This window comes from Pseudoalteromonas sp. C2R02, assembly GCF_018860845.1.
Classification (GTDB): domain Bacteria; phylum Pseudomonadota; class Gammaproteobacteria; order Enterobacterales; family Alteromonadaceae; genus Pseudoalteromonas.
This window is the reverse complement of record NZ_JAHKQC010000009.1, coordinates 120,668-139,595: the sequence shown is the minus strand read 5'-3', so window position 1 is coordinate 139,595 and position 18,928 is coordinate 120,668. Positions and strand designations below refer to the sequence as shown.

General features: G+C 36.3%; 23 protein-coding genes. 8 read left to right on the top strand and 15 right to left on the bottom strand.

Annotated elements, in window-relative coordinates:
- Positions 1-61 precede the first annotated feature (61 nt).
- From mgtE to KO527_RS01975, 12 genes are all read right to left on the bottom strand, one after another.
- Positions 62-1,420 (bottom strand): magnesium transporter, encoded by a 1,359-nt coding sequence (mgtE, locus tag KO527_RS02030; protein WP_042146835.1) that lies wholly within the window; start codon positions 1,418-1,420, stop codon positions 62-64.
- A gap of 12 nt (positions 1,421-1,432) precedes the next feature.
- Entirely contained in the window at positions 1,433-1,705 is a 273-nt protein-coding gene (locus tag KO527_RS02025) for an HPr family phosphocarrier protein (protein ID WP_216038717.1), read from the bottom strand.
- A complete protein-coding gene (gene rapZ, locus KO527_RS02020; protein WP_216038716.1) occupies positions 1,705-2,559 on the bottom strand; it encodes an RNase adapter RapZ in 855 nt (284 codons plus the stop codon). The genes KO527_RS02025 and rapZ overlap by 1 nt, the downstream gene beginning before the upstream one ends.
- 73 nt (positions 2,560-2,632) lie before the next feature.
- On the bottom strand, positions 2,633-3,076 hold the full coding sequence (gene ptsN, locus KO527_RS02015; protein WP_216038715.1) for a PTS IIA-like nitrogen regulatory protein PtsN: 444 nt from the start codon (positions 3,074-3,076) through the stop codon (positions 2,633-2,635).
- A gap of 2 nt (positions 3,077-3,078) precedes the next feature.
- Positions 3,079-3,366, bottom strand: coding sequence for a ribosome hibernation promoting factor (hpf, locus tag KO527_RS02010; RefSeq protein ID WP_216038714.1), 288 nt, complete (start codon positions 3,364-3,366; stop codon positions 3,079-3,081).
- 26 nt (positions 3,367-3,392) lie between these two features.
- Positions 3,393-4,874: an RNA polymerase factor sigma-54 gene (locus KO527_RS02005; protein WP_216038713.1), complete on the bottom strand. Its 1,482-nt coding sequence runs from the start codon at positions 4,872-4,874 to the stop codon at positions 3,393-3,395.
- An 89-nt stretch (positions 4,875-4,963) separates the two neighbouring features.
- Positions 4,964-5,689 (bottom strand): LPS export ABC transporter ATP-binding protein, encoded by a 726-nt coding sequence (lptB, locus tag KO527_RS02000; RefSeq protein ID WP_042146824.1) that lies wholly within the window; start codon positions 5,687-5,689, stop codon positions 4,964-4,966.
- A complete protein-coding gene (gene lptA / locus KO527_RS01995) occupies positions 5,689-6,225 on the bottom strand; it encodes a lipopolysaccharide transport periplasmic protein LptA (RefSeq protein ID WP_216038712.1) in 537 nt (178 codons plus the stop codon). Before lptA ends, lptB begins: the two co-directional genes overlap by 1 nt.
- On the bottom strand, positions 6,215-6,793 hold the full coding sequence (gene lptC / locus KO527_RS01990; protein WP_216038711.1) for an LPS export ABC transporter periplasmic protein LptC: 579 nt from the start codon (positions 6,791-6,793) through the stop codon (positions 6,215-6,217). The genes lptA and lptC overlap by 11 nt, the downstream gene beginning before the upstream one ends.
- Entirely contained in the window at positions 6,790-7,368 is a 579-nt protein-coding gene (kdsC, locus tag KO527_RS01985; protein ID WP_216038710.1) for a 3-deoxy-manno-octulosonate-8-phosphatase KdsC, read from the bottom strand. Before kdsC ends, lptC begins: the two co-directional genes overlap by 4 nt.
- Positions 7,368-8,339, bottom strand: a complete 972-nt coding sequence (locus tag KO527_RS01980) for a KpsF/GutQ family sugar-phosphate isomerase (protein WP_216038709.1) — start codon at positions 8,337-8,339, stop codon at positions 7,368-7,370. Before KO527_RS01980 ends, kdsC begins: the two co-directional genes overlap by 1 nt.
- A gap of 42 nt (positions 8,340-8,381) precedes the next feature.
- Positions 8,382-9,353 carry a calcium/sodium antiporter gene (locus KO527_RS01975; RefSeq protein ID WP_216038731.1) on the bottom strand — a complete coding sequence of 324 codons (972 nt, stop codon included), beginning with the start codon at positions 9,351-9,353 and terminating at the stop codon, positions 8,382-8,384.
- Between the two features lie 240 nt (positions 9,354-9,593).
- Here KO527_RS01975 and KO527_RS01970 point away from each other — a divergent pair, with 240 nt between their 5' ends.
- Genes KO527_RS01970 through murA form a run of 7 tightly spaced genes read left to right on the top strand, consistent with a single transcriptional unit; the run spans position 9,594 to position 14,243 of the window.
- Positions 9,594-10,412 carry an ATP-binding cassette domain-containing protein gene (locus KO527_RS01970; protein ID WP_216038708.1) on the top strand — a complete coding sequence of 273 codons (819 nt, stop codon included), beginning with the start codon at positions 9,594-9,596 and terminating at the stop codon, positions 10,410-10,412.
- A complete protein-coding gene (mlaE, locus tag KO527_RS01965) occupies positions 10,409-11,188 on the top strand; it encodes a lipid asymmetry maintenance ABC transporter permease subunit MlaE (RefSeq protein WP_216038707.1) in 780 nt (259 codons plus the stop codon). The genes KO527_RS01970 and mlaE overlap by 4 nt, the downstream gene beginning before the upstream one ends.
- A 37-nt stretch (positions 11,189-11,225) precedes the next feature.
- Positions 11,226-11,738 (top strand): outer membrane lipid asymmetry maintenance protein MlaD, encoded by a 513-nt coding sequence (mlaD, locus tag KO527_RS01960; RefSeq protein ID WP_216038706.1) that lies wholly within the window; start codon positions 11,226-11,228, stop codon positions 11,736-11,738.
- Positions 11,739-11,740: 2 nt separating this feature from the next.
- Positions 11,741-12,412, top strand: coding sequence for an ABC transporter substrate-binding protein (locus tag KO527_RS01955; protein ID WP_216038705.1), 672 nt, complete (start codon positions 11,741-11,743; stop codon positions 12,410-12,412).
- 5 nt (positions 12,413-12,417) lie between these two features.
- Positions 12,418-12,711 carry an STAS domain-containing protein gene (locus KO527_RS01950; RefSeq protein WP_216038704.1) on the top strand — a complete coding sequence of 98 codons (294 nt, stop codon included), beginning with the start codon at positions 12,418-12,420 and terminating at the stop codon, positions 12,709-12,711.
- A gap of 7 nt (positions 12,712-12,718) precedes the next feature.
- Entirely contained in the window at positions 12,719-12,976 is a 258-nt protein-coding gene (locus KO527_RS01945; protein ID WP_042146867.1) for a BolA family protein, read from the top strand.
- 10 nt (positions 12,977-12,986) lie between these two features.
- Positions 12,987-14,243, top strand: coding sequence for a UDP-N-acetylglucosamine 1-carboxyvinyltransferase (murA, locus tag KO527_RS01940; RefSeq protein ID WP_216038703.1), 1,257 nt, complete (start codon positions 12,987-12,989; stop codon positions 14,241-14,243).
- Between the two features lie 86 nt (positions 14,244-14,329).
- Here murA and KO527_RS01935 read toward each other — a convergent pair whose 3' ends face one another.
- From KO527_RS01935 to KO527_RS01925, 3 genes are all read right to left on the bottom strand, one after another.
- Entirely contained in the window at positions 14,330-15,424 is a 1,095-nt protein-coding gene (locus tag KO527_RS01935; protein ID WP_216038702.1) for a trypsin-like peptidase domain-containing protein, read from the bottom strand.
- A 117-nt stretch (positions 15,425-15,541) separates the two neighbouring features.
- A complete protein-coding gene (locus KO527_RS01930; RefSeq protein ID WP_216038701.1) occupies positions 15,542-16,900 on the bottom strand; it encodes a DegQ family serine endoprotease in 1,359 nt (452 codons plus the stop codon).
- Positions 16,901-17,046: 146 nt separating this feature from the next.
- Positions 17,047-17,499 (bottom strand): YhcB family protein, encoded by a 453-nt coding sequence (locus tag KO527_RS01925; protein WP_216038700.1) that lies wholly within the window; start codon positions 17,497-17,499, stop codon positions 17,047-17,049.
- A gap of 128 nt (positions 17,500-17,627) precedes the next feature.
- On the opposite strand from KO527_RS01925, the gene zapE reads away from it, so the two are divergent.
- On the top strand, positions 17,628-18,719 hold the full coding sequence (gene zapE / locus KO527_RS01920) for a cell division protein ZapE (RefSeq protein WP_216038699.1): 1,092 nt from the start codon (positions 17,628-17,630) through the stop codon (positions 18,717-18,719).
- The last annotated feature ends 209 nt before the right edge of the window (positions 18,720-18,928 follow it).

Here is an 18,928-nt window from a genome sequence, read left to right as displayed (position 1 = left end):
AACTTGCCTTTTTTGTTTTTGAGAAAACTTGGTTACTAAGTGGTTATTCAAGCATTTATTTTTAGATTAAAAACCAAGTTGCGGTACCTAGGAAAGCAAAAATACCGACAATATCTGTCACTGTTGTTAAAATAACACCGCCAGCTAAAGCTGGGTCAATATTCATTCTCTTAAGCATTAAAGGTATAAAAGCCCCAGCTAAACCTGCAGAAAGCAAGTTCATAAACATTGCAAAGGCGATGACTAATCCCAAGTTAAAATCCCATTGCCAGAGCGCAACAACAGAGGCGATTAACATAGCCCAAATTATGCCATTTAGTGCGCCAATCGCTAATTCTTTATGAATAAGGGATTTTTGATTGGCGTTATTAATATGTCCTACTGCCATGCCGCGAATAACAAGCGTTAGAGTCTGACTACCAGCGACACCACCCATTGATGGCACTATGCCATTTAGTACGGCTAAAATTGGTAATATACTGAGCGTTGATTCAAAAAAACTTGCTACAAACGCAGCGCTAAGTGCTGTGATTAAGTTAACACCTAGCCATATTGAGCGCCGTTGGGTACTTTGAACTACAGGTGCAAAGGTATCTGCTTCATCATCAAGGCCTGCCATACTTAACATACTGTGTTCAGCATCTTCACGAATAACATCAACAATGTCATCGATAGTGATACGGCCTAATAAATGTTTGTTGTCATCTAAAACAGGCGCTGAAATCCAGTCATGTCGTTCAAACAACTGCGCCACTTCAGACTCATCCATAGTAACGGGAATTGATTCATATTCGTCGTCCATAATGGAGCGAACAGTTAAACCAGGATTACTTGTTAGTAAAGAGGCTAGTGATACGCCCCCTAAAAATTGATTGTTTTTATCAACGACATACAATTCATCTGTGGCGTCAGGTAATTCACCTTTTAAACGTAAATATCTCAAAACAACATCAATCGTTACATCTGGTCGGATTGTAACAGTATCAGTATTCATTAAAGCGCCAGCTGATTCTTCAGGATAAGAAAGTGCTAATGTCGCTCTCTCTTGATCTTGACTATCCATAGAGCCTATTACTTCTTGATAGACTGCATCTGGAAGACTACGTAATACTTCTGCTAAATCATCAACATCCATATCAGCTGTTGCAGCAGCAATCAGCGTAGGCTCCATTTGAGCGATAATACCGCTACGAACGTCTTCTGATAATTCTTCTAGGATTTCACCTTGTACATCAGGATCTACTAGTTGCCAAAGAACGGCTCGGCCTTTATAGGGAGAGGACTCTATTAATAGTGCTATATCACAGTCAGCCATATGAGCAAGCATACGTCTAACATGCACAAACATACCGCTACTAAGGGCTTTATTAACCTCTAGAAGTTGTTTTTGTGTGTAATCTTGCTCTAACGCTTCAGGCATCTGGTCTTATTGTTATTCTTGTTCGTGGAATTTATCAGCAATTAATTCACCAATTGTTTTTAGTGCTATTTTTGCATCAGGTCCGCTACACGTCACGGTTACTTTTTTTCCTTTAGCACCTTCTAACAGCATCAAAGCTAAAACACTATCAGCTTGCGCTTCTTTATCCCCTTGTTGCAATATAACCTTAGCATCAAAAGAAGTGGCAAGTTGTGCTAATACTGACGCGGCTCTTGCATGAAGCCCTAAGCGGTTTTCTATTAAGAAAATGTCTTGATATTGCATTATTTACCGTGAGTATCTTGTTCGCGATGGCGAACTTTTACATTTTTATGGCTTTTAGAAAAGCTATCACATAGTGATTGCGCTAAATAGACTGATCTATGTTTTCCACCCGTACAACCAATTGCAATTGTAAGGTAGCTGCGGTTATTTCTTTCTAAATGCGGCAACCAAGTTTGTAAAAAGGTTTGAATTTGCCAATTAAATTTTTGCACTATGCTATGGCTGGCTAAATAATCTTTGACAGGTTGATCTAACCCCGTTAAAGGCTTTAATTCAGGTTCCCAGTGTGGGTTAGGTAAAAATCTCGCATCAAAAACATAATCTGCATTTTTTGGCATACCATATTTAAAGCCAAAAGATTCAAAAGTAATGATTAATTGCTTGTCTTTTTTGCCTAATACTTTTTCTCGAATGGATTCCGCTAGCTGGTGAACGCTTAAATCCGTTGTATCAATAATAAAATCAGCATTGGTTACTAAAATATCTAATAGTTCTTTTTCTTGTTTAATTGCCAGATCTAACGGCTGATTATTCATAGATAATGGGTGTAAACGACGGGTTTCTGAAAATCGCTTTATTAAAGTTGTATCATCACTATCTAAGTAGAATAGGCTAGGTTTAACAAATTCAGGTAAATAACCAAGAATTTCATTAAACTCCTCTTGCTCAGCGGGTAAATTTCTAACATCAATACTGACAGCTATTTTATCGTAATTATCAGATACACTTCTTACAAGCGAAGGCAGTAGGTTAACTGGAATATTATCTACGGCATAATAACCTAAATCTTCTAATACGCGTAAAGCGACTGATTTTCCGGATCCTGAACGACCGCTTATAATGATAAGTTGCACTGAATTTTCCTTATGCGTCTTCAACTTTGACTAAAACTAATCATCATAATGACTCATAATTAGTTTATTTTTATTAAAGTGTCATTATCTCATATAAAGATTGATCTGATTGAGCATGACGTAATTTTTTACAAAACTGTTTATCTTTGAGTTTATCAGCAATTGCAGCTAACGTCTTTAAGTGAGCCTGACATTGTGCATCAGGAACTAATAAAGTAATAAATATATCAACAGGGCGATCGTCTATTGCATCAAATGCAATGGGTTCTGCATTTACGACTAAAATAGCCACGGTTTCATCTATATTGGATAATCGGCCGTGTGGAATAGCGATACCTTTTCCGATACCTGTGCTTCCAAGCTTTTCTCGCTTTAATAAAGAATCAAGGATCTCTTGTTCAGTTAGCTCGGGTAGCTTTTGCTGTGCTATCTGGCTTATATATTCCAGCATTCGTTTTTTGCTATGAAAAAGGACTGCAGCTTTAGTGCAGTCCTTTGATAAAAATGAATTAATCATATTTAATGTCTAGATAATTTTTCTTTATGTTTAATAACTTGTCGATCTAATTTATCAATCAAGCCATCAATTGCAGCATACATATCAGCATGCTCAGAAGTTGCAAAAAGTTCGCCTCCATTAACATGAAGTGTTGCTTCTGCTTTTTGAGATAGCTTTTCGATATCTAAGATAACATGCACATTGTTAATATGATCAAAATGCCTTTCAAGCTTAGCGAATTTGTTTGTTACATAGTCTCTTAGTGGATCTGTGATATTTACATGACGACCTGTTAAATTTAATTGCATAAGCGTATTTCCTTCTATTATACATCTCAGATTAAACATTTTCTCTGATTTGACGGTGGAATGGACAGTGATTCTCGATATTTTGCTATCGTTCTTCTGGCCACCTTGATGCCTTGATCTGCTAAAATATCCGCTATTTTACTATCACTTAATGGTTTGGCTTGATTTTCTGCGGCAATTAGCTTTTTGATAAGTGCTCGAATCGCTGTAGATGAACACTCACCCCCATTTTCTGTACTTACGTGGCTAGAGAAAAAATACTTCAGTTCATATATACCACGTGGTGTATGCATATATTTCTGTGTGGTTACACGTGAAATAGTTGATTCATGCATTTCTACCATTTCAGCAACGTCGTTAAGCACCATAGGCTTCATTGCTTCATCACCATGTTCAAAGAATGCCTGTTGTTGCATTACAATGCAATTGGCAACTTTTAATAGTGTTTCGTTTCTACTTTCTATACTTTTAATAAACCATTTAGCTTCTTGTAAATGAGAGCGAATAAACTGACTGTCCGCACTAGAAGAGCCTGCCATAGAAGCATAGTGATTATTGACTCTTATTTTTGGCATGGTATCTGAATTTAAATCAACTGCCCAACGACCCTTTATTTTTTTTACTGTCACATCGGGGATCACATATTCAGTTTGCTCTTTTACGATACTTGATGCAGGTTTCGGGTTTAGGCTATGGATCAAATCCATCACTTGTTTTAATTCAGGTTCTTTGAGCTTAGTTTTTTTCATTAAACTGCGATAATCTCTCGCACCTAATAATTCGACGTATTCTCTTAAAATATGTTTGGTTTCATCAAGCCAAGGAGTTGTTTTATCGTATTGATTAAGCTGAATTAATAAACACTCTGATAGGCTTCGAGCTGCAATACCAATAGGATCAAAGACCTGAATGCGTTTAAGTACTGCTTCAACTTCATCTAATTCAACTTCATCTTCTTCAGAACCTAAACTATCTAAAATGTCTTGTGAAGAAACGGTTAAGTAACCTGATTCATCTACAGCTTCTACAATTGCAGTGGCAATAGCTTCATCTGTAGGGCTAAATGGGGTGAGGCGCAATTGCCACATTAAATAATCTTGCAATGATTCGGATGTACTGCCTTGATATGCTAAATCATCATCTGGGGCAGGTCCTGCCGATGCTACGGGGGCGGCACTGACATATTCATCCCAACTTACATCCATTGCGAGTTCGTCTGTCAGGGTTTCTTTAGTTAAGGCTTCGGAGCTTTCCATTTCTACTTGAGCCGTAGGGATAATCTCTTCTGCATCAGAAGCTTTTTCTGCTGTTTCATTTTCAGAAGCTGACGTTTTTTCTTCAGCATTAAAGTCTTGCTCATCAAGTTCTAAGAGCGGGTTGCTTTCGAGTGCTTCTTGTATCTCTAACTGCAGATCTAACGTGCTAAGTTGCAATAGGCGGATAGCCTGTTGCAACTGTGGAGTCATTGTTAGTTGTTGTCCAAGACGAAGCTGTAGTGATTGCCTCATTAAGTTTTAACAATCCTTATAATATCTAAATTAAATACACTCTTTTTTACTTAATTTTGAGTATAGCCCATATTTCTTTTTATATTTTTTTATAATCTAAATTGTTCACCAAGATAAACGTCTCTTACAGTCTGATCAGCTAAAACGGCTTCAGGTGTACCGGATGCGATAAGTTCGCCATGGGAAACAATGTAAGCTTTTTCACATACATCTAAGGTTTCACGCACATTATGGTCTGTAATTAACACACCTATGCCTCTATTTTTAAGATGTTGTATAATTTTTTTAATATCCAATACTGAAATTGGATCAACACCTGCAAATGGCTCATCTAATAGAATAAATTTAGGTTCAGCTGCTAAAGCTCGGGCAATTTCAACTCGACGTCTTTCGCCCCCTGATAATGCCATACCTTGGCTATCACGAATATGGCAAATATTAAATTCATCTAATAAATTATTAAGCGCATCTTCTCTTTGTTGCTTATTCAGGTGTTTGCGAGTTTCTAATATGGCCATGATATTTTGATAAACAGTCAGCTTTCTGAAAATAGATGACTCTTGCGGTAGGTAGCCAATACCCATACGCGCACGATTATGCATAGGCTGTAAAGTGATATCTTCATCATCAATTTTAATAGTGCCTTTATCACTTGGTACTAGGCCAACTATCATATAGAAGGAAGTGGTTTTACCTGCACCATTAGGTCCTAATAAGCCAACGATTGTGCCTGCTTTGACTTCTAAACTCACATTTTTTACGACTTGCCTGCCATTGTAACTTTTTGCCAGTTGCGCTGCTTGTAATAAGCTCATTAATTATTACCCGATTGTTTAGTTTCTTCTTTTTTAACTGGCGTTAAAACAGTGTGTACTCTTTGGTCTGAGTCTTTATCTTTATATGCGGTAATAAGTTCTTGAAGGTGATCGTAGATAATTGTTTTAGCACTCATTGATTGACCACTTTGGTTTATTTTTGCATCACCTTTAAAAGTGAGAGTACCAGATTCAACATCATAACGAATATTTTTTGCACTTGCTGTTACTGGGCTGCCGTCTTTAAGTTTACCGATAAAAGTAGCTGGGTTACCTGTTGCTATCAATATTTGTTTTTCTTTTCCTAATTCTCTTCTTCTATGTACTTCTAATAAGTCAGCTTTGATGTTTTTATCTGTATGTTTGATATCCACATTATTTTTAAATATTACAATATTTCTTTTTAAATCAGCCTGCTGTGTATCGGCAGAGATAGATACCTTGCCGATAAGCTCTTTTGCTTGCACATTAAAGTGAGTAACTAAAGCCAATGCAGCAATGATAAATCTTTTTTTATAAATTGTTTTATTGGTCATAATTTTCTTTATCGTAGTAAATAGTTTGAGTATGGTTGATTAATTCAAGCGTTTCTTTATTTAGATCTGCATTGAGACCTTTACCTGTGATCAACAAGTTTGGACCTGTCATCGTGGTTAACTGATCTGAATGCATGGTTGAGTCTTGAATATAAATCTCTATTTGTTCAGTAGTAATTTTTTTTACCATCGCGATTGGGTTCAGATTTTTAGCCACAACGCTTTGTTCTAAAATTAATTTTTTATTATTATTATTCTCATATAATGTCGCTTCAGCGGCACTGATTGCCCAAACATCATTTTCAGAAAATAAAGTAAAAGTGGGCTCAGTAAAGTGTGTAAAACCAAGCTCTTGATAGAGTTCCATTTTTTTAGCTGTTACTTTATGGCTAACATGCCCCTGTTTGTCAAAAACTGTTTGTTTTAAAGTGTCAGCGGTGTAATCGGGAAGTACTTCTATTTCAGGTGTGGAAACAGCGGTTACTTTGCTGGTGGTCAGGTAGGGATACCATAACCACAGCATGATGCTGAAAAATATAGCACTGAGAGTCAGCCTAGCTAGGTTCATGCACTTGTGCCTTCACATAATAAAACTTTATTTTGTGACAACATTAATAAGTCAGTTAGTTCTCTTACAGCGCCAAAGCCACCCGGTAGCATGGTTTTATAATGTGAGATATGGCTTATAAGTGGATGTGCATCATTAACCGCAACTGCAAATCCAACTTCCTGCATGACAGGTAAATCAGGTGCATCATCGCCTATATAGGCTATTTCACTGTCAGTTAGCGATAAATCATCTTTGAGTTGTTGATATGATATTAGCTTATTTTCTTGACCTTGATAAATATGTTTTACATTTAGGTTAGACATTCTATTTTGTACAATATTTGATTGTCTACCGGTGATCACGGCAACTTCAATTCCGGCATTAATTAACGCCTTAATACCAAAGCCATCTTTAGTATTAAATGCTTTTAATTCTTCACCTTGGTTGCCTAAGTAAATACGGCCATCAGAAAATACGCCATCAATATCACAAATAAGTAATTTTATTTTACGGGCTAGTTGCACTGTTTCTTCAGAAACTTCTTGATATAGTTCTGCAAATGTTAGCGCTTCAATTGGTTTTTTATCAGACATTAAAATACACCTGCTTTCAATAAATCTTGCATGTTTAGTGCGCCAATAGGTTGTTGTGATTCATTTACCACTAATAGACCATTAATACGTTTGTTTTCCATTATATTTAAAGCTTGAGCTGCTAGCATGTCTGGGTTAACAGTCGTGCATTGTGTTGTCATAACGTCACTGATTTTAGTATTATGGATATCAATCTTTTGCTCTAGAATACGCCGTAAGTCACCATCAGTAAAAATACCTTGAAGTTGGTTTTTGCTATTGACGATTGCAGTCATGCCAAGTCCTTTTTCAGACATCTCTATCAGCGCATCTTTTATAATATCATCACATTTTACAATCGGAATGTGAATGCCACTGTGCATAATATCTTTTAAAGTTAGTAATAAGCGTTTACCTAAACTGCCGCCCGGATGAGATAATGCAAAATCATCTGCTGTAAAACCTCTGGCTTCAAGTAAGGCGACAGCAAAGGCATCACCCATCACTAAGGTTGCTGTCGTACTTGCTGTTGGCGCAAGACCTAGAGGGCATGCTTCTTGTTCAACTTTAATGCAAACATGCACATCGGATAGTTTAGCTAATGAAGAGTCAATATTGCCGGACATGCTTACCATTTTAGCGCCAATGCGTTTTAGTACAGGAATAATATTAATAACTTCACTGGTTTCACCAGAGTTAGAAATTAATATAACCACATCTTGTGAAGTGATCATGCCTAAATCACCGTGGCTTGCTTCTCCTGGGTGAACAAAAAACGAAGGCGTGCCTGTGCTTGCAAGTGTAGCTGCAATTTTATTACCTATATGGCCTGACTTTCCCATGCCAATAACGATAATACGGCCTGTACAGTCAAACATAAGCTGACAAGCGTTCTGAAAGTTTTGATCAATATATTGCTCTAGTTGATTAATAGCTTGTTTTTCTATCGCTAAAACTTGCTTTCCACGAGTTATAAAATCTTGCAACGACATGTAATTCCTCTGACTTTACTTTAAATGATATTTTTAAAGCAATTAAGCTACTTGTGAAAAAATATAATATTGATAAGCGAAAAATCCACATAATAAAGTAGCACCTTCTATTCTATTAATGCGGCGGGTTCCCTTTAAATTCAAGCTCATTGCAATTAAAACAACCGTAGCACCTAGCATCACCATCATATCTCTAGAAGCCGCGCCTGGGTCTATATCAGATGGATTAATCATACCCGCAAGTGACAATACAGCTAACAAATTGAAAATATTTGAGCCTATGATATTACCTAGTGCTAAGTCATCTTCTCCTTTTAAAACCCCGGCAATACAGGCAGCCAATTCAGGTAAGCTAGTGCCAATAGCGATAATGGTTAAACCTATCACTAAATCACTCATGCCAAAGTGTTGCGCAATCTCAACTGCTGAACCAATTAAAAAATGCGAGCTTACAGGTAACAGTATTAATCCAAAGACTAACCAAAAGATTGCAGATTTATTGCTCACATTACTTGGCACATCACCACATGCTTCAGCAACAAAAGGGTCTTCTTCTTCGCTTTTTTGATTTTTTGCTATGTAAATAAGGCCAAGAATAAAAATGATAAAACCGACTAATAAAGCTGTGCCTTCAGGAGCTGAAAAATAATTATCACTAATCACATACCATGCACCGAGTGAAATCAGCATTAATATTGGCATTTCACGCTTTAATGTGGAGGAAGTTACTAACAATGGCTTAATTAATGCCGTTACACCTAAAACCAGTAAAATGTTAGTAATATTTGAGCCTATGGCATTACCAACTGCTGTATTTGTTTTGTCGGCTAAAGCAGCTGAAGCCGATACCATCATTTCAGGTGCAGAAGATCCCATTGCGACTATGGTTAAACCAACAATAAGAGTTGGTACGCCAAGGTTTTTTGCAATAGCTGCTGCGCCATATACAAATCTGTCTGCGCTCCAAACTAAGGCTGCGAATGCAATTAGTAAAATGATACTTGGTAAAATAATAGGAGTTAACATGGTAAGTTAATTTTAAGCCAATATTTGAAGGATAATAACCCTAAATTCTAGCAAGAACTGCACTAAATGTATAATGGCAATATTGTTCGCATGTAAAGTTATTTTGGCTAATAATCATACTCCCACACAACTCAATTGCTTTTTCTTACAAAATTTTACTTTTATTTTGTCCCAAAATGTTAAAAAAAGCTTAAAATACCCTTCAGCAAAAATGTATTGGAGAGCGACTTGTCGCAAAACATAGTTGAAATCAAGGATGTGAGCTTTACAAGGGGTGAGCGTGTTATCTATAAAAACATGTCCTTTAGTGTGCCTAAAGGTAAGATCACAGCCATAATGGGGCCAAGCGGTATAGGTAAAACAACTATGCTTAGGCTTATTGGTGGCCAGCTTAAACCTGAGTCAGGTGATATTTTATTTGAGCAAAATAGTATTCCTAAAATGTCGCGTAAGACTTTATATCAAGCTCGAAAAAAAATGAGTATGTTATTTCAAAGCGGTGCATTATTTACGGATATGTCTGTTTTTGACAATATTGCATTTCCTATAAGAGAGCATACAACATTAAATGAAGAGCTGATCCGAATAATTGTTTTATTAAAATTAGAACTAGTTGGGCTTCGTGGTGCTAAAGATTTAATGCCTTCAGAGTTATCTGGTGGTATGGCAAGACGTGCTGCTTTAGCGCGTTCAATTGCATTAGACCCAGATCTTATTATGTACGATGAGCCTTTTGCCGGACAAGATCCTATTTCGATGGGTGTTTTGGTAAAATTAATAAAGTCTTTAAACAATGTACTCAATATAAGTTCATTAATTGTTACCCATGATGTAACAGAGGTAATGAGCATTGCAGATCATGTCATTATTATTGCTGATAAGGGCGTAATAGGAGAAGGTTCGCCTGAAGATATGCTAAAACATGAATCACCTTTGGTACAACAATTTCTACAAGGGTTATCTGATGGCCCTGTACCATTTCATTTTGAAGCAAAAGATTATGCAAAAGATTTGTTGTCAGAACAAAGCGAAGGAGAGCTACAATGATTGCTTTTTGGCAAAGGTTGGGTAAATCAACTATTGAGCGTTTTTCTTCTATAGGTAGAGCCACAAGTTTATTGTTAGGCGCCTTATTTAGTCTTCCTAACTTTAAAAAAGGCACGCCATTATTAATTAAGCAACTTTACTCTGTTGGTTTTTTATCTCTTATTATAATTATCGTATCTGGTTTATTTATCGGTATGGTATTAGCTTTACAGGGCTATACTGTTTTACAAGGGTATGGTGCGGAAGGCAGTTTAGGGCCATTAGTTGCGCTTAGTTTATTAAGAGAATTAGGCCCAGTAGTGACGGCTTTATTGTTCGCAGGCCGTGCAGGAAGTGCGTTGACTGCTGAAATAGGCTTAATGAAAGCCACAGAGCAACTGAGTAGTTTAGAAATGATGGCTGTCGATCCTTTAAAAAGAATCATCGCGCCACGTTTTTGGGCGGGGATGATCAGCATGCCACTATTAGCGTTAATCTTTTCAGCTGTAGGCATATTAGGTGCTCATTTGGTGGGTGTAACTTGGCTAGGTGTTGATACCGGAAGCTTTTGGTCAATCATGCAAGCTGAAGTGTCTTTTGAAAAAGATATTCTAAATGGCATTATTAAGACAGTTGTTTTTGCTTTTTTAATTACATGGATTGCCTTGTATAGAGGGTATGACTGTATCCCAACGTCAGAAGGTATTAGTAACGCAACGACTAAAACGGTTGTGCAGTCTTCATTAGCGGTTTTAGGGTTTGATTTTGTATTAACAGCAGTAATGTTCAGCAGTTAATAATTGATAAGAATTTAGTTTTACAAGGTAAAAAGTAATGGTTTCAAGGAAAATAGAAATATTAGTAGGTTTTTTTGTTTCATTAGGTGTTTTAGCGTTGGTTATGTTGGCATTAAATGTTGCCAATGCTGGTATAGGTTCAACTGGCGAAACTTACACATTAAATGCGAAGTTTGAAAATATCGGTTCTTTAAAAGTGCGTTCACCAATTAAAGTTGGTGGTGTTGTAATCGGCAGGGTTACAAGTATCACACTGGATAAAAGTGACTACTTACCAGTTGTTGCTATGGAAATATCTACAGATTACAGCAATTTTTCTGAGACAACAGCGGTCAATATATTAACTTCTGGTATTTTAGGTGAGCAATATTTAGGCTTGAATCCAGGTGTATTAATCAGTGAATCAGATGCTGATGATGAATTAAATGATTTATTTGGGCAAGAAGAATTAAAGGTATTGGTTGATGGTGATTTTATTACAGATACTAAATCAGCATTAGTTTTAGAAGAATTAATTGGTCAGTTTTTATTTAATCAGGGTGGCGAATAACCATGCTAAACAAAATTACAGTTTTAATTTTATCAATAATCATCATTTTATTTTCTAATATCGCAGCGGCGGAGCAAGTATCGCTTGAAAATCCATATGTAGCGATTAAAGAGATTGCGGGTAATACATTTGATCGCTTAGCTAAAGATCAGAGTGTTATAAATGATGATCCTAATCATTTAAAGGTCGTCGTTGAAGAAGAGTTATTACCTTATATTGACTATAAATACGCAGCACTAAAAGTACTTGGTAGCTATATCAGTAAAGTTAAAAATATTGAAGATAAAGCAGAAAGGAAAAATGAGTATGCAAAAATCAAACGTTTTATTGGTGTATTTAAAGGTTATTTAGTAACAACTTATGCAGGTGTTTTTACACAATATACTGATCAAGTTGTTAAATTTGACCCTGCTCAAAAGTTAGATAAAAAAACTAAAGTAAAAGTCGGCACACGCATTGTTGAGGAAGGTAAACCTGATATTCGTATTTCATTTAAAATGAAAAAGAGTAAAAAAGGTCAATGGCGTGCATACGATATGGTTGCTGAAGGTATTAGTTTATTAGATGCTAAACAAAGTGAATTGCACGGTATCATACGTAAAGAAGGCATAGATCATGTGATCACTTTACTTGAAAATAAAAGTAAGCTTCCGATTCAAGCTAAAGGTAAATAATTTCAATGACCACACTTAATTTAATACATGAATCAAACGGTCATTTTAATTTATCTGGTGAAATGAGCCGTGAAACAGTGATGGCGCATTCTAATATAAAAAAAATAGCCTCAAAAGGTGATGATTGTATTAATTTTGACCTTTCAGAAGTATTAAGGGTTGACACTGCTGGCTTAGCTTGGTTAATTCACATATTATCTGAATTACGGCAGCAAGGCATTCGCCTTGAATTAAACAATATACCTGAGCAGCTGCAAAAATTAATGCAATTAGGTCAGGTAAGTCACTTATTTGAGTAAAGAGCTAATGGAACCGAATCAAGTAGAAACAATATTAAAAGAAAGCTTATCACTTACAGATATACGTGTGACAGCAAATGGTAACCATTTTGAAGTGATTGCAGTAGGTGATTGTTTTGATGGCGTGAGCAGAGTTAAAAAACAGCAACTTGTATATGCGCCATTAAAAGACTCTATTGCAGATGGCACTATCCATGCTGTGTCAATTCGTGCTTTCACCCCTGTAGAATGGGAAAGAGAGCGCAAATTCATTCTTCCTCAATAAGGAGAATGAAATGGAACAATTTATAATACAAGGTGGTAGCACGCTTGCTGGCGAAGTTACCATTTCAGGCGCAAAAAACGCGGCGCTGCCAATATTGTTTGCATCATTACTTGCTAATAGCACAAGTACTTTCTTAAATGTACCTAGATTACGTGATATTGAAACAACCGAAGCTTTATTAAGTTGTTTAGGTGCAAAAATAGAATGGCAAGGTGATAGCTTGCTTATTAATGGCGGCACGGTTGATCAAACTTTAGCACCTTACGATTTAGTTAAAAAAATGCGTGCTTCAGTTTTGGCATTAGGACCATTATTAGCGCGTTTTAGTGAGGCGCAAGTCTCACTTCCTGGTGGCTGTGCTATTGGAGCTCGACCTGTTGACTTACATATCAATGGCTTAGTTAAAATGGGTGCAGATATTGAAGTTGAAAACGGCTACATAAACGCAAAAGTATCAGGGCGTTTAAAAGGTGCCAATATCTTTATGGATATGGTAAGTGTTGGCGCAACAGAAAACCTGATGATGGCAGCATCATTAGCTGATGGTATTACTGTACTTGAAAATGCAGCCAGAGAACCTGAAATTATTGACTTAGCTAAATACTTAATTGGTATGGGTGCAAAAATTACAGGAGCTGGTACGGATCGCATTGAAATTGAAGGTGTAGAACAACTTCAAGGCTGTGAACATAAAATATTACCTGACCGCATTGAGACTGGTACATTTTTAGTTGCTGCAGCAATGAGTGGTGGTGAAGTTTTATGTAAAAATACCGACCAGAGCTTAGACCCTGTTATTGAAAAGTTACGTGCAGCAAATGCACTGGTTGAAGTAACAGATGACACTATTTACTTAGATATGCGTAATCGTGAATTAAAAGCCGTCAATATAAAAACCATGCCACATCCTGGTTTTCCAACTGATATGCAGGCACAGTTTACAGCGCTTAATGTTGTAGCTAATGGTAGTGCGACTATTACAGAAACGATTTTCGAAAATCGTTTTATGCATGTACCTGAGCTACAGCGTATGGGTGCAAATATTCGTCTCGAAGGTAATACAGCCATTTGTGGTGAAACTCAGCAATTAACTGGCGCACAGGTTATGGCAACTGATTTGCGTGCTTCGGCAAGCTTAATTCTTACGGGTATAATAGCTAAAGGCGAAACAATTGTAGATCGCATTTATCATGTAGATCGTGGCTATCAAAAGATTGAAGATAAACTCAGTGCTTTAGGTGCAAATATTAAAAGACGAAATGCTTAAACTTCTTTAAGACTCGAACTCCACCTAAAATAAAAAAACGCGTTATAAAACGCGTTTTTTTATGTCAACAGTATTAATGAACTGCGCTATAACACAGGTTCTAATTCCATTACAGTCACTGCAATTGTATGCTTTTTCGAATTACGTATTAACTCAAAGTCCATGACAGTCCCAGGTTTGGTATTACCTATTAGTTCTAATGTTTGTTGTATGTTTATAACGGACTGGCCATCAATTTTAATGATGATATCTTGATTTTGCAAACCAGCTTGCCAAGCGGGTCCTAGTGGATCTAAGTTATTAATTCGCATACCTGAAACCTTACTAAACTGATCTCTAATCGCTTCCCCTGAGCTATCGACAGCAGTTGCTGCAAATCCTAAGTAGCCTCTTACCACTTGGCCATACTTAATGAGCTTCTTCATGACATCTTTTGCAATTGAATAAGGTACTGCAAAGAAAATCCCCTGAATATCGATATTACGTTTTGCTGTAAATTGGGCTGAATTAATACCAACTAAAATACCATTGGAATTAACGAGTGCACCACCTGAGTTACCTACATTAATAGCTGCATCCATTTGTAATAAATTGGTATGTGAGCTTTGAGATATATTTTGCTTTCCTGTCGCACTAATAATGCCTTGAGTAATGGTTTGACCTAAATTTAGCGGATTACCAATTGCTAAAACGACATCACCTACTTGTGGTAAAAAACTATCTTCAGTTGGTACAACAGGTAATTGTTTAGCATCTATTTTTAACAATGCTAAATCAGTAACAGTATCAAAGCCAACTAATTGCGCTTCATTAAATTGACGTCCATCAGCTAAAATAACAACAACTTGGTCAGCATTATTAATAACATGATAGTTAGTTAATATATAACCATCTTCAGACATGATAACACCAGAACCCAACTCTTGAGCAGCTCTTTGGCTTGCGTAGCGGGGTTGGTTGCTAAAGCTCTCAGAATAAATAGTCACAACTGCCGGGGCTGATTTTTGTACTGCATCTGCGAATGTTAAATGGGATTGTGAAATCGTGTTTGATTGTTCTGAAAATAAAATGTTAGCAGGCCAAAACGCAGGCCTTAGCGATGGCTTCATTAATAAAACTAAGAAAGCGATTCCTAGTCCAATTAAGATAGGTGAGAGTAAAAATTTTAAGGATTTAAGCACAAGGAAATAAACTACTAAATACGAATATCACTATGATGGCATAAATGACTGAAAATGACACAAAAAAAGAAACAATACAGAATATTGTTTCTTTTTAAATTTTATTTGTATGAAATATTATTGAATCAATAAGAAAATAGATTCATGACCACGTTTTACACCTAATACAATATTGCCATTCACATCTTTAAGTGAATCGGTTAATTCTCGTAAATTAGATACGCGTTTTCTGTTTACTTGCATAATGACATCACCTGCTTCAAAACCAACTCGTGCTGCAGGCGATCTTTCGTCAACTTCTGTTACGACGATACCTTTGGTATCATCTTTTGTTTTACCAACTTCAAGCGCGCTACCACGTAACATAGGGTGAAGTTTATCAGATTCAACTTTTGCTAATTGCGCACCACGTAAAGTGACTTTAACAGTTTTATTTTTACCATCCCGAATAAGTTGTAGCTTTACTTTTTTACCTTCGCCTAAGGTAGATATTTTACTGCGGAGTTCTTGAAACCCTTGAATATCATTACCATTTACACCAACAATAACATCGCCTGTTTTAATGCCTGCTTCTGATGCTGCTGAATCCTCACTCACACTCATTACAATAGCACCTTGCTTAACATCAAGTTGTTGTGCTTTTGCAATGCCAGCATTAAGCGTTCTGCCTGAAATGCCTAAAGTGCCACGTTTAACTTCACCATGCTCTACTATTTGATCTACTAGATTTTTCATCATATTTGATGGGATAGCAAAGCCTATGCCGACATTGCCACCAGAAGCGCCTAAGATTGCCGTATTAATACCAATGAGTTCACCACGTAAATTAACTAAAGCACCACCAGAGTTACCTTGATTAATAGCGGCATCAGTTTGAATAAAGTCTTCATAGCCTTCAATATTTAGACCGCTTCGGCCCATAGCACTTACAATGCCTGAGGTAACCGTATGGCTTAAACCAAATGGATTACCAATGGCAACGGTAAAGTCACCTACACGAAGTTTATCTGAGTTAGCTAATTTCACTTCAACTAAGTTATCGGAATCAATTTTTAATAGCGCTATATCCGATTCTTTATCTGTGCCAACAAGTTCTGCTTGGTATTCACGACCATCATGCAGTTTTATAATGATTTTTTCGGCATCTTGGATCACATGGTTGTTAGTGACAACAAAACCTTCATCAGCATCTATGATAACGCCAGAACCCAAACCGCTAAAAGGTTGTTTTTGACTGCGTTGTTGGCGTGGGTTACCAAAGAAAAATTCTCTAGGGTCGACTTTGCGGCGCACTTCTTTGGCACCAGTCACATTAATACTGACAACACCTGGGGTTATTTTTTCTAGCATAGGTGCAAGTGTCGGAAGTTGCTCCCCATTAACTGCTACGGGTAATTTTGCTTGGCTAATACTAGGATTAATTAAAAGGCTTGAAGAAAGAATAATAGCACTTAATAAAGTTAATTTTGTTTTCATAGTCTAAATGTACTCCTGTTTAATACTTCATCAGAGATATTAAACTATTGGTTTAATATCTCTGAACTTACCTATTAAAGACTATGGGGTTAAAAAAAAGTTCATCAAGTTTAAATTATTAAACTTATCTAAATGTAAGAAAATATTTAAGAAACCGCTTCTTTGGTTGGTTTTGTCTCTTTTTCACCAGAAAAAATGCCTGAGTGCTCTTGTGCATAATCAGTAGGCTGCGCATCCGTAATATTAGCATGTGCTTTAGGCTCTGCAAGTTGATCAAGTGAAGCTTGTAATTGCTCTGTCGTTTCTTTTGAAAAGAAAGGCATCGTTTCTTTAGTATTATCGACTAATAATAGTTTGTTGGTCTGTTGAACATGTGTTGCAAGCTGCTCGTAGTTATCTTTCATTTTATCAACTAACTTATCTGTACTTGCTAAATGATCAGCGACATCTTGCTTATATTGTTCTAATTCATTTTTTGCTTTTTCTACTTCTTTCTCAAGCTCGTCGTTTTCATATTGACGTTTAGTAAAAACAGTACCAACAAAAAAACTAGCGATAGCGGTGATTACCATAAAAGAAAGCCAAGTGATTGTTGTCATAAAATACCCCTGTAATTGAACGAAAAGAAAAATAAGTCATTAACTATAAATATACGCTTACTTGGTCATCGTGTTAATATAAAAAACACATTTAGTGTTATTTATTAATCCAGTTTAAGTATATTTATATGACTCCTTGGCAAAAATATCAATTAGACCTTGAAAGTGACGATTTTCATTACGATGCAGCGCAAGAAAATGCAGTAAAACATTTACAGCGTTTATATGATGATTTACAAAATGTGCAGGAAGTTAAAAGTGGTTTTTTGTCACGTATATTTAAGGCTAAACCTGCAAAAAATAATATTAAAGGTTTATATTTTTGGGGGGGCGTTGGTCGAGGTAAAACTTATTTAGTTGATACCTTTTTTGATGCACTGCCAGGTGAGCGCAAAATGCGTATTCACTTTCATAGGTTTATGCATCGTGTTCATGATGAATTAAAAAAATTAAATGATGTTGCTAATCCGCTTGAAAAAGTAGCGGATAGTTTTAAGGCGCAAGTCGATATTATTTGTTTTGATGAGTTTTTTGTTTCTGATATTACCGATGCGATGCTGCTTGGTGGTTTGATGCAGGAATTATTTAAACGCGATATTATTCTTGTGGCTACTTCAAATATCGTACCGGATGACTTGTATAAATACGGGTTACAAAGAGCGCGGTTTGTGCCTGCGATTAAGTTAGTAAATGAAAATACAATTGTTGTAAATGTAGATTCAGGCATTGATTATAGATTACGTACCCTTGAGCAAGCTGAGATTTTTCATAGCCCCTTAGATGAACAAGCTGATAAAAACTTGTATGAATATTTCGAAAAGCTATCTCCTGAGCTTGGGCATAAAAATCAGCAAATTGAAATTGAAGGCCGAATGCTTAATACGCGGATGGAAGCTGACAGTATCGTAATGTTCGATTTTACACAGTTATGTGAAACTGCACGAAGCCAAGTGGATTACATGGAAATAAGCCGAATTTATCACACTGTACTATTATCAAATGTAAAAGTGATGGGTAGACAAAATGATGATGCAGCAAGAAGATTTATTGCACTAGTAGACGAATTTTATGAACGTAACGTGACTTTAATTATCTCTGCTGAAGCCGAACTAACGCAATTATACGATACGGGCACATTAGATTTTGAATTTAAGCGCTGTATTAGTCGCTTACAAGAAATGCAATCCTTAGAATACTTATCAAGAGAGCATTTAGCTTAATTATAAGTTAACTACCATTTCTCAATATATGCAGCAGTTAGAATAATTAGTTTAATAAAACTGTTGCATTTATCATCAATCTCACTATAATACGCAAACTTTCAGAATTATTAGTACTAACTTGATTAGTATCTAACTGGAATCAATAGGTACTGATTTGGATATCAAGTCGTACTAAACAAGAACTCCGATTTGGAGTTCATCGGTAA

What these genes read in the sequence shown, in the direction of transcription:
- murA (WP_216038703.1), top strand. Translation starts at nt 12,987, where the DNA reads ATGGAACAATTTATAATACAAGGTGGTAGCACGCTTGCTGGCGAAGTT.
- KO527_RS01945 (WP_042146867.1), top strand. Translation starts at nt 12,719, where the DNA reads ATGGAACCGAATCAAGTAGAAACAATATTAAAAGAAAGCTTATCACTT.
- lptC (WP_216038711.1), bottom strand. Translation starts at nt 6,793, where the DNA reads ATGAACCTAGCTAGGCTGACTCTCAGTGCTATATTTTTCAGCATCATG.
- kdsC (WP_216038710.1), bottom strand. Translation starts at nt 7,368, where the DNA reads ATGTCTGATAAAAAACCAATTGAAGCGCTAACATTTGCAGAACTATAT.
- KO527_RS01955 (WP_216038705.1), top strand. Translation starts at nt 11,741, where the DNA reads ATGCTAAACAAAATTACAGTTTTAATTTTATCAATAATCATCATTTTA.
- KO527_RS01980 (WP_216038709.1), bottom strand. Translation starts at nt 8,339, where the DNA reads ATGTCGTTGCAAGATTTTATAACTCGTGGAAAGCAAGTTTTAGCGATA.
- zapE (WP_216038699.1), top strand. Translation starts at nt 17,628, where the DNA reads ATGACTCCTTGGCAAAAATATCAATTAGACCTTGAAAGTGACGATTTT.
- KO527_RS01930 (WP_216038701.1), bottom strand. Translation starts at nt 16,900, where the DNA reads ATGAAAACAAAATTAACTTTATTAAGTGCTATTATTCTTTCTTCAAGC.
- mlaE (WP_216038707.1), top strand. Translation starts at nt 10,409, where the DNA reads ATGATTGCTTTTTGGCAAAGGTTGGGTAAATCAACTATTGAGCGTTTT.
- lptA (WP_216038712.1), bottom strand. Translation starts at nt 6,225, where the DNA reads ATGACCAATAAAACAATTTATAAAAAAAGATTTATCATTGCTGCATTG.
- KO527_RS01925 (WP_216038700.1), bottom strand. Translation starts at nt 17,499, where the DNA reads ATGACAACAATCACTTGGCTTTCTTTTATGGTAATCACCGCTATCGCT.
- KO527_RS01950 (WP_216038704.1), top strand. Translation starts at nt 12,418, where the DNA reads ATGACCACACTTAATTTAATACATGAATCAAACGGTCATTTTAATTTA.
- KO527_RS02005 (WP_216038713.1), bottom strand. Translation starts at nt 4,874, where the DNA reads ATGAGGCAATCACTACAGCTTCGTCTTGGACAACAACTAACAATGACT.
- lptB (WP_042146824.1), bottom strand. Translation starts at nt 5,689, where the DNA reads ATGAGCTTATTACAAGCAGCGCAACTGGCAAAAAGTTACAATGGCAGG.
- mlaD (WP_216038706.1), top strand. Translation starts at nt 11,226, where the DNA reads ATGGTTTCAAGGAAAATAGAAATATTAGTAGGTTTTTTTGTTTCATTA.
- hpf (WP_216038714.1), bottom strand. Translation starts at nt 3,366, where the DNA reads ATGCAATTAAATTTAACAGGTCGTCATGTAAATATCACAGATCCACTA.
- ptsN (WP_216038715.1), bottom strand. Translation starts at nt 3,076, where the DNA reads ATGATTAATTCATTTTTATCAAAGGACTGCACTAAAGCTGCAGTCCTT.
- KO527_RS02025 (WP_216038717.1), bottom strand. Translation starts at nt 1,705, where the DNA reads ATGCAATATCAAGACATTTTCTTAATAGAAAACCGCTTAGGGCTTCAT.
- mgtE (WP_042146835.1), bottom strand. Translation starts at nt 1,420, where the DNA reads ATGCCTGAAGCGTTAGAGCAAGATTACACACAAAAACAACTTCTAGAG.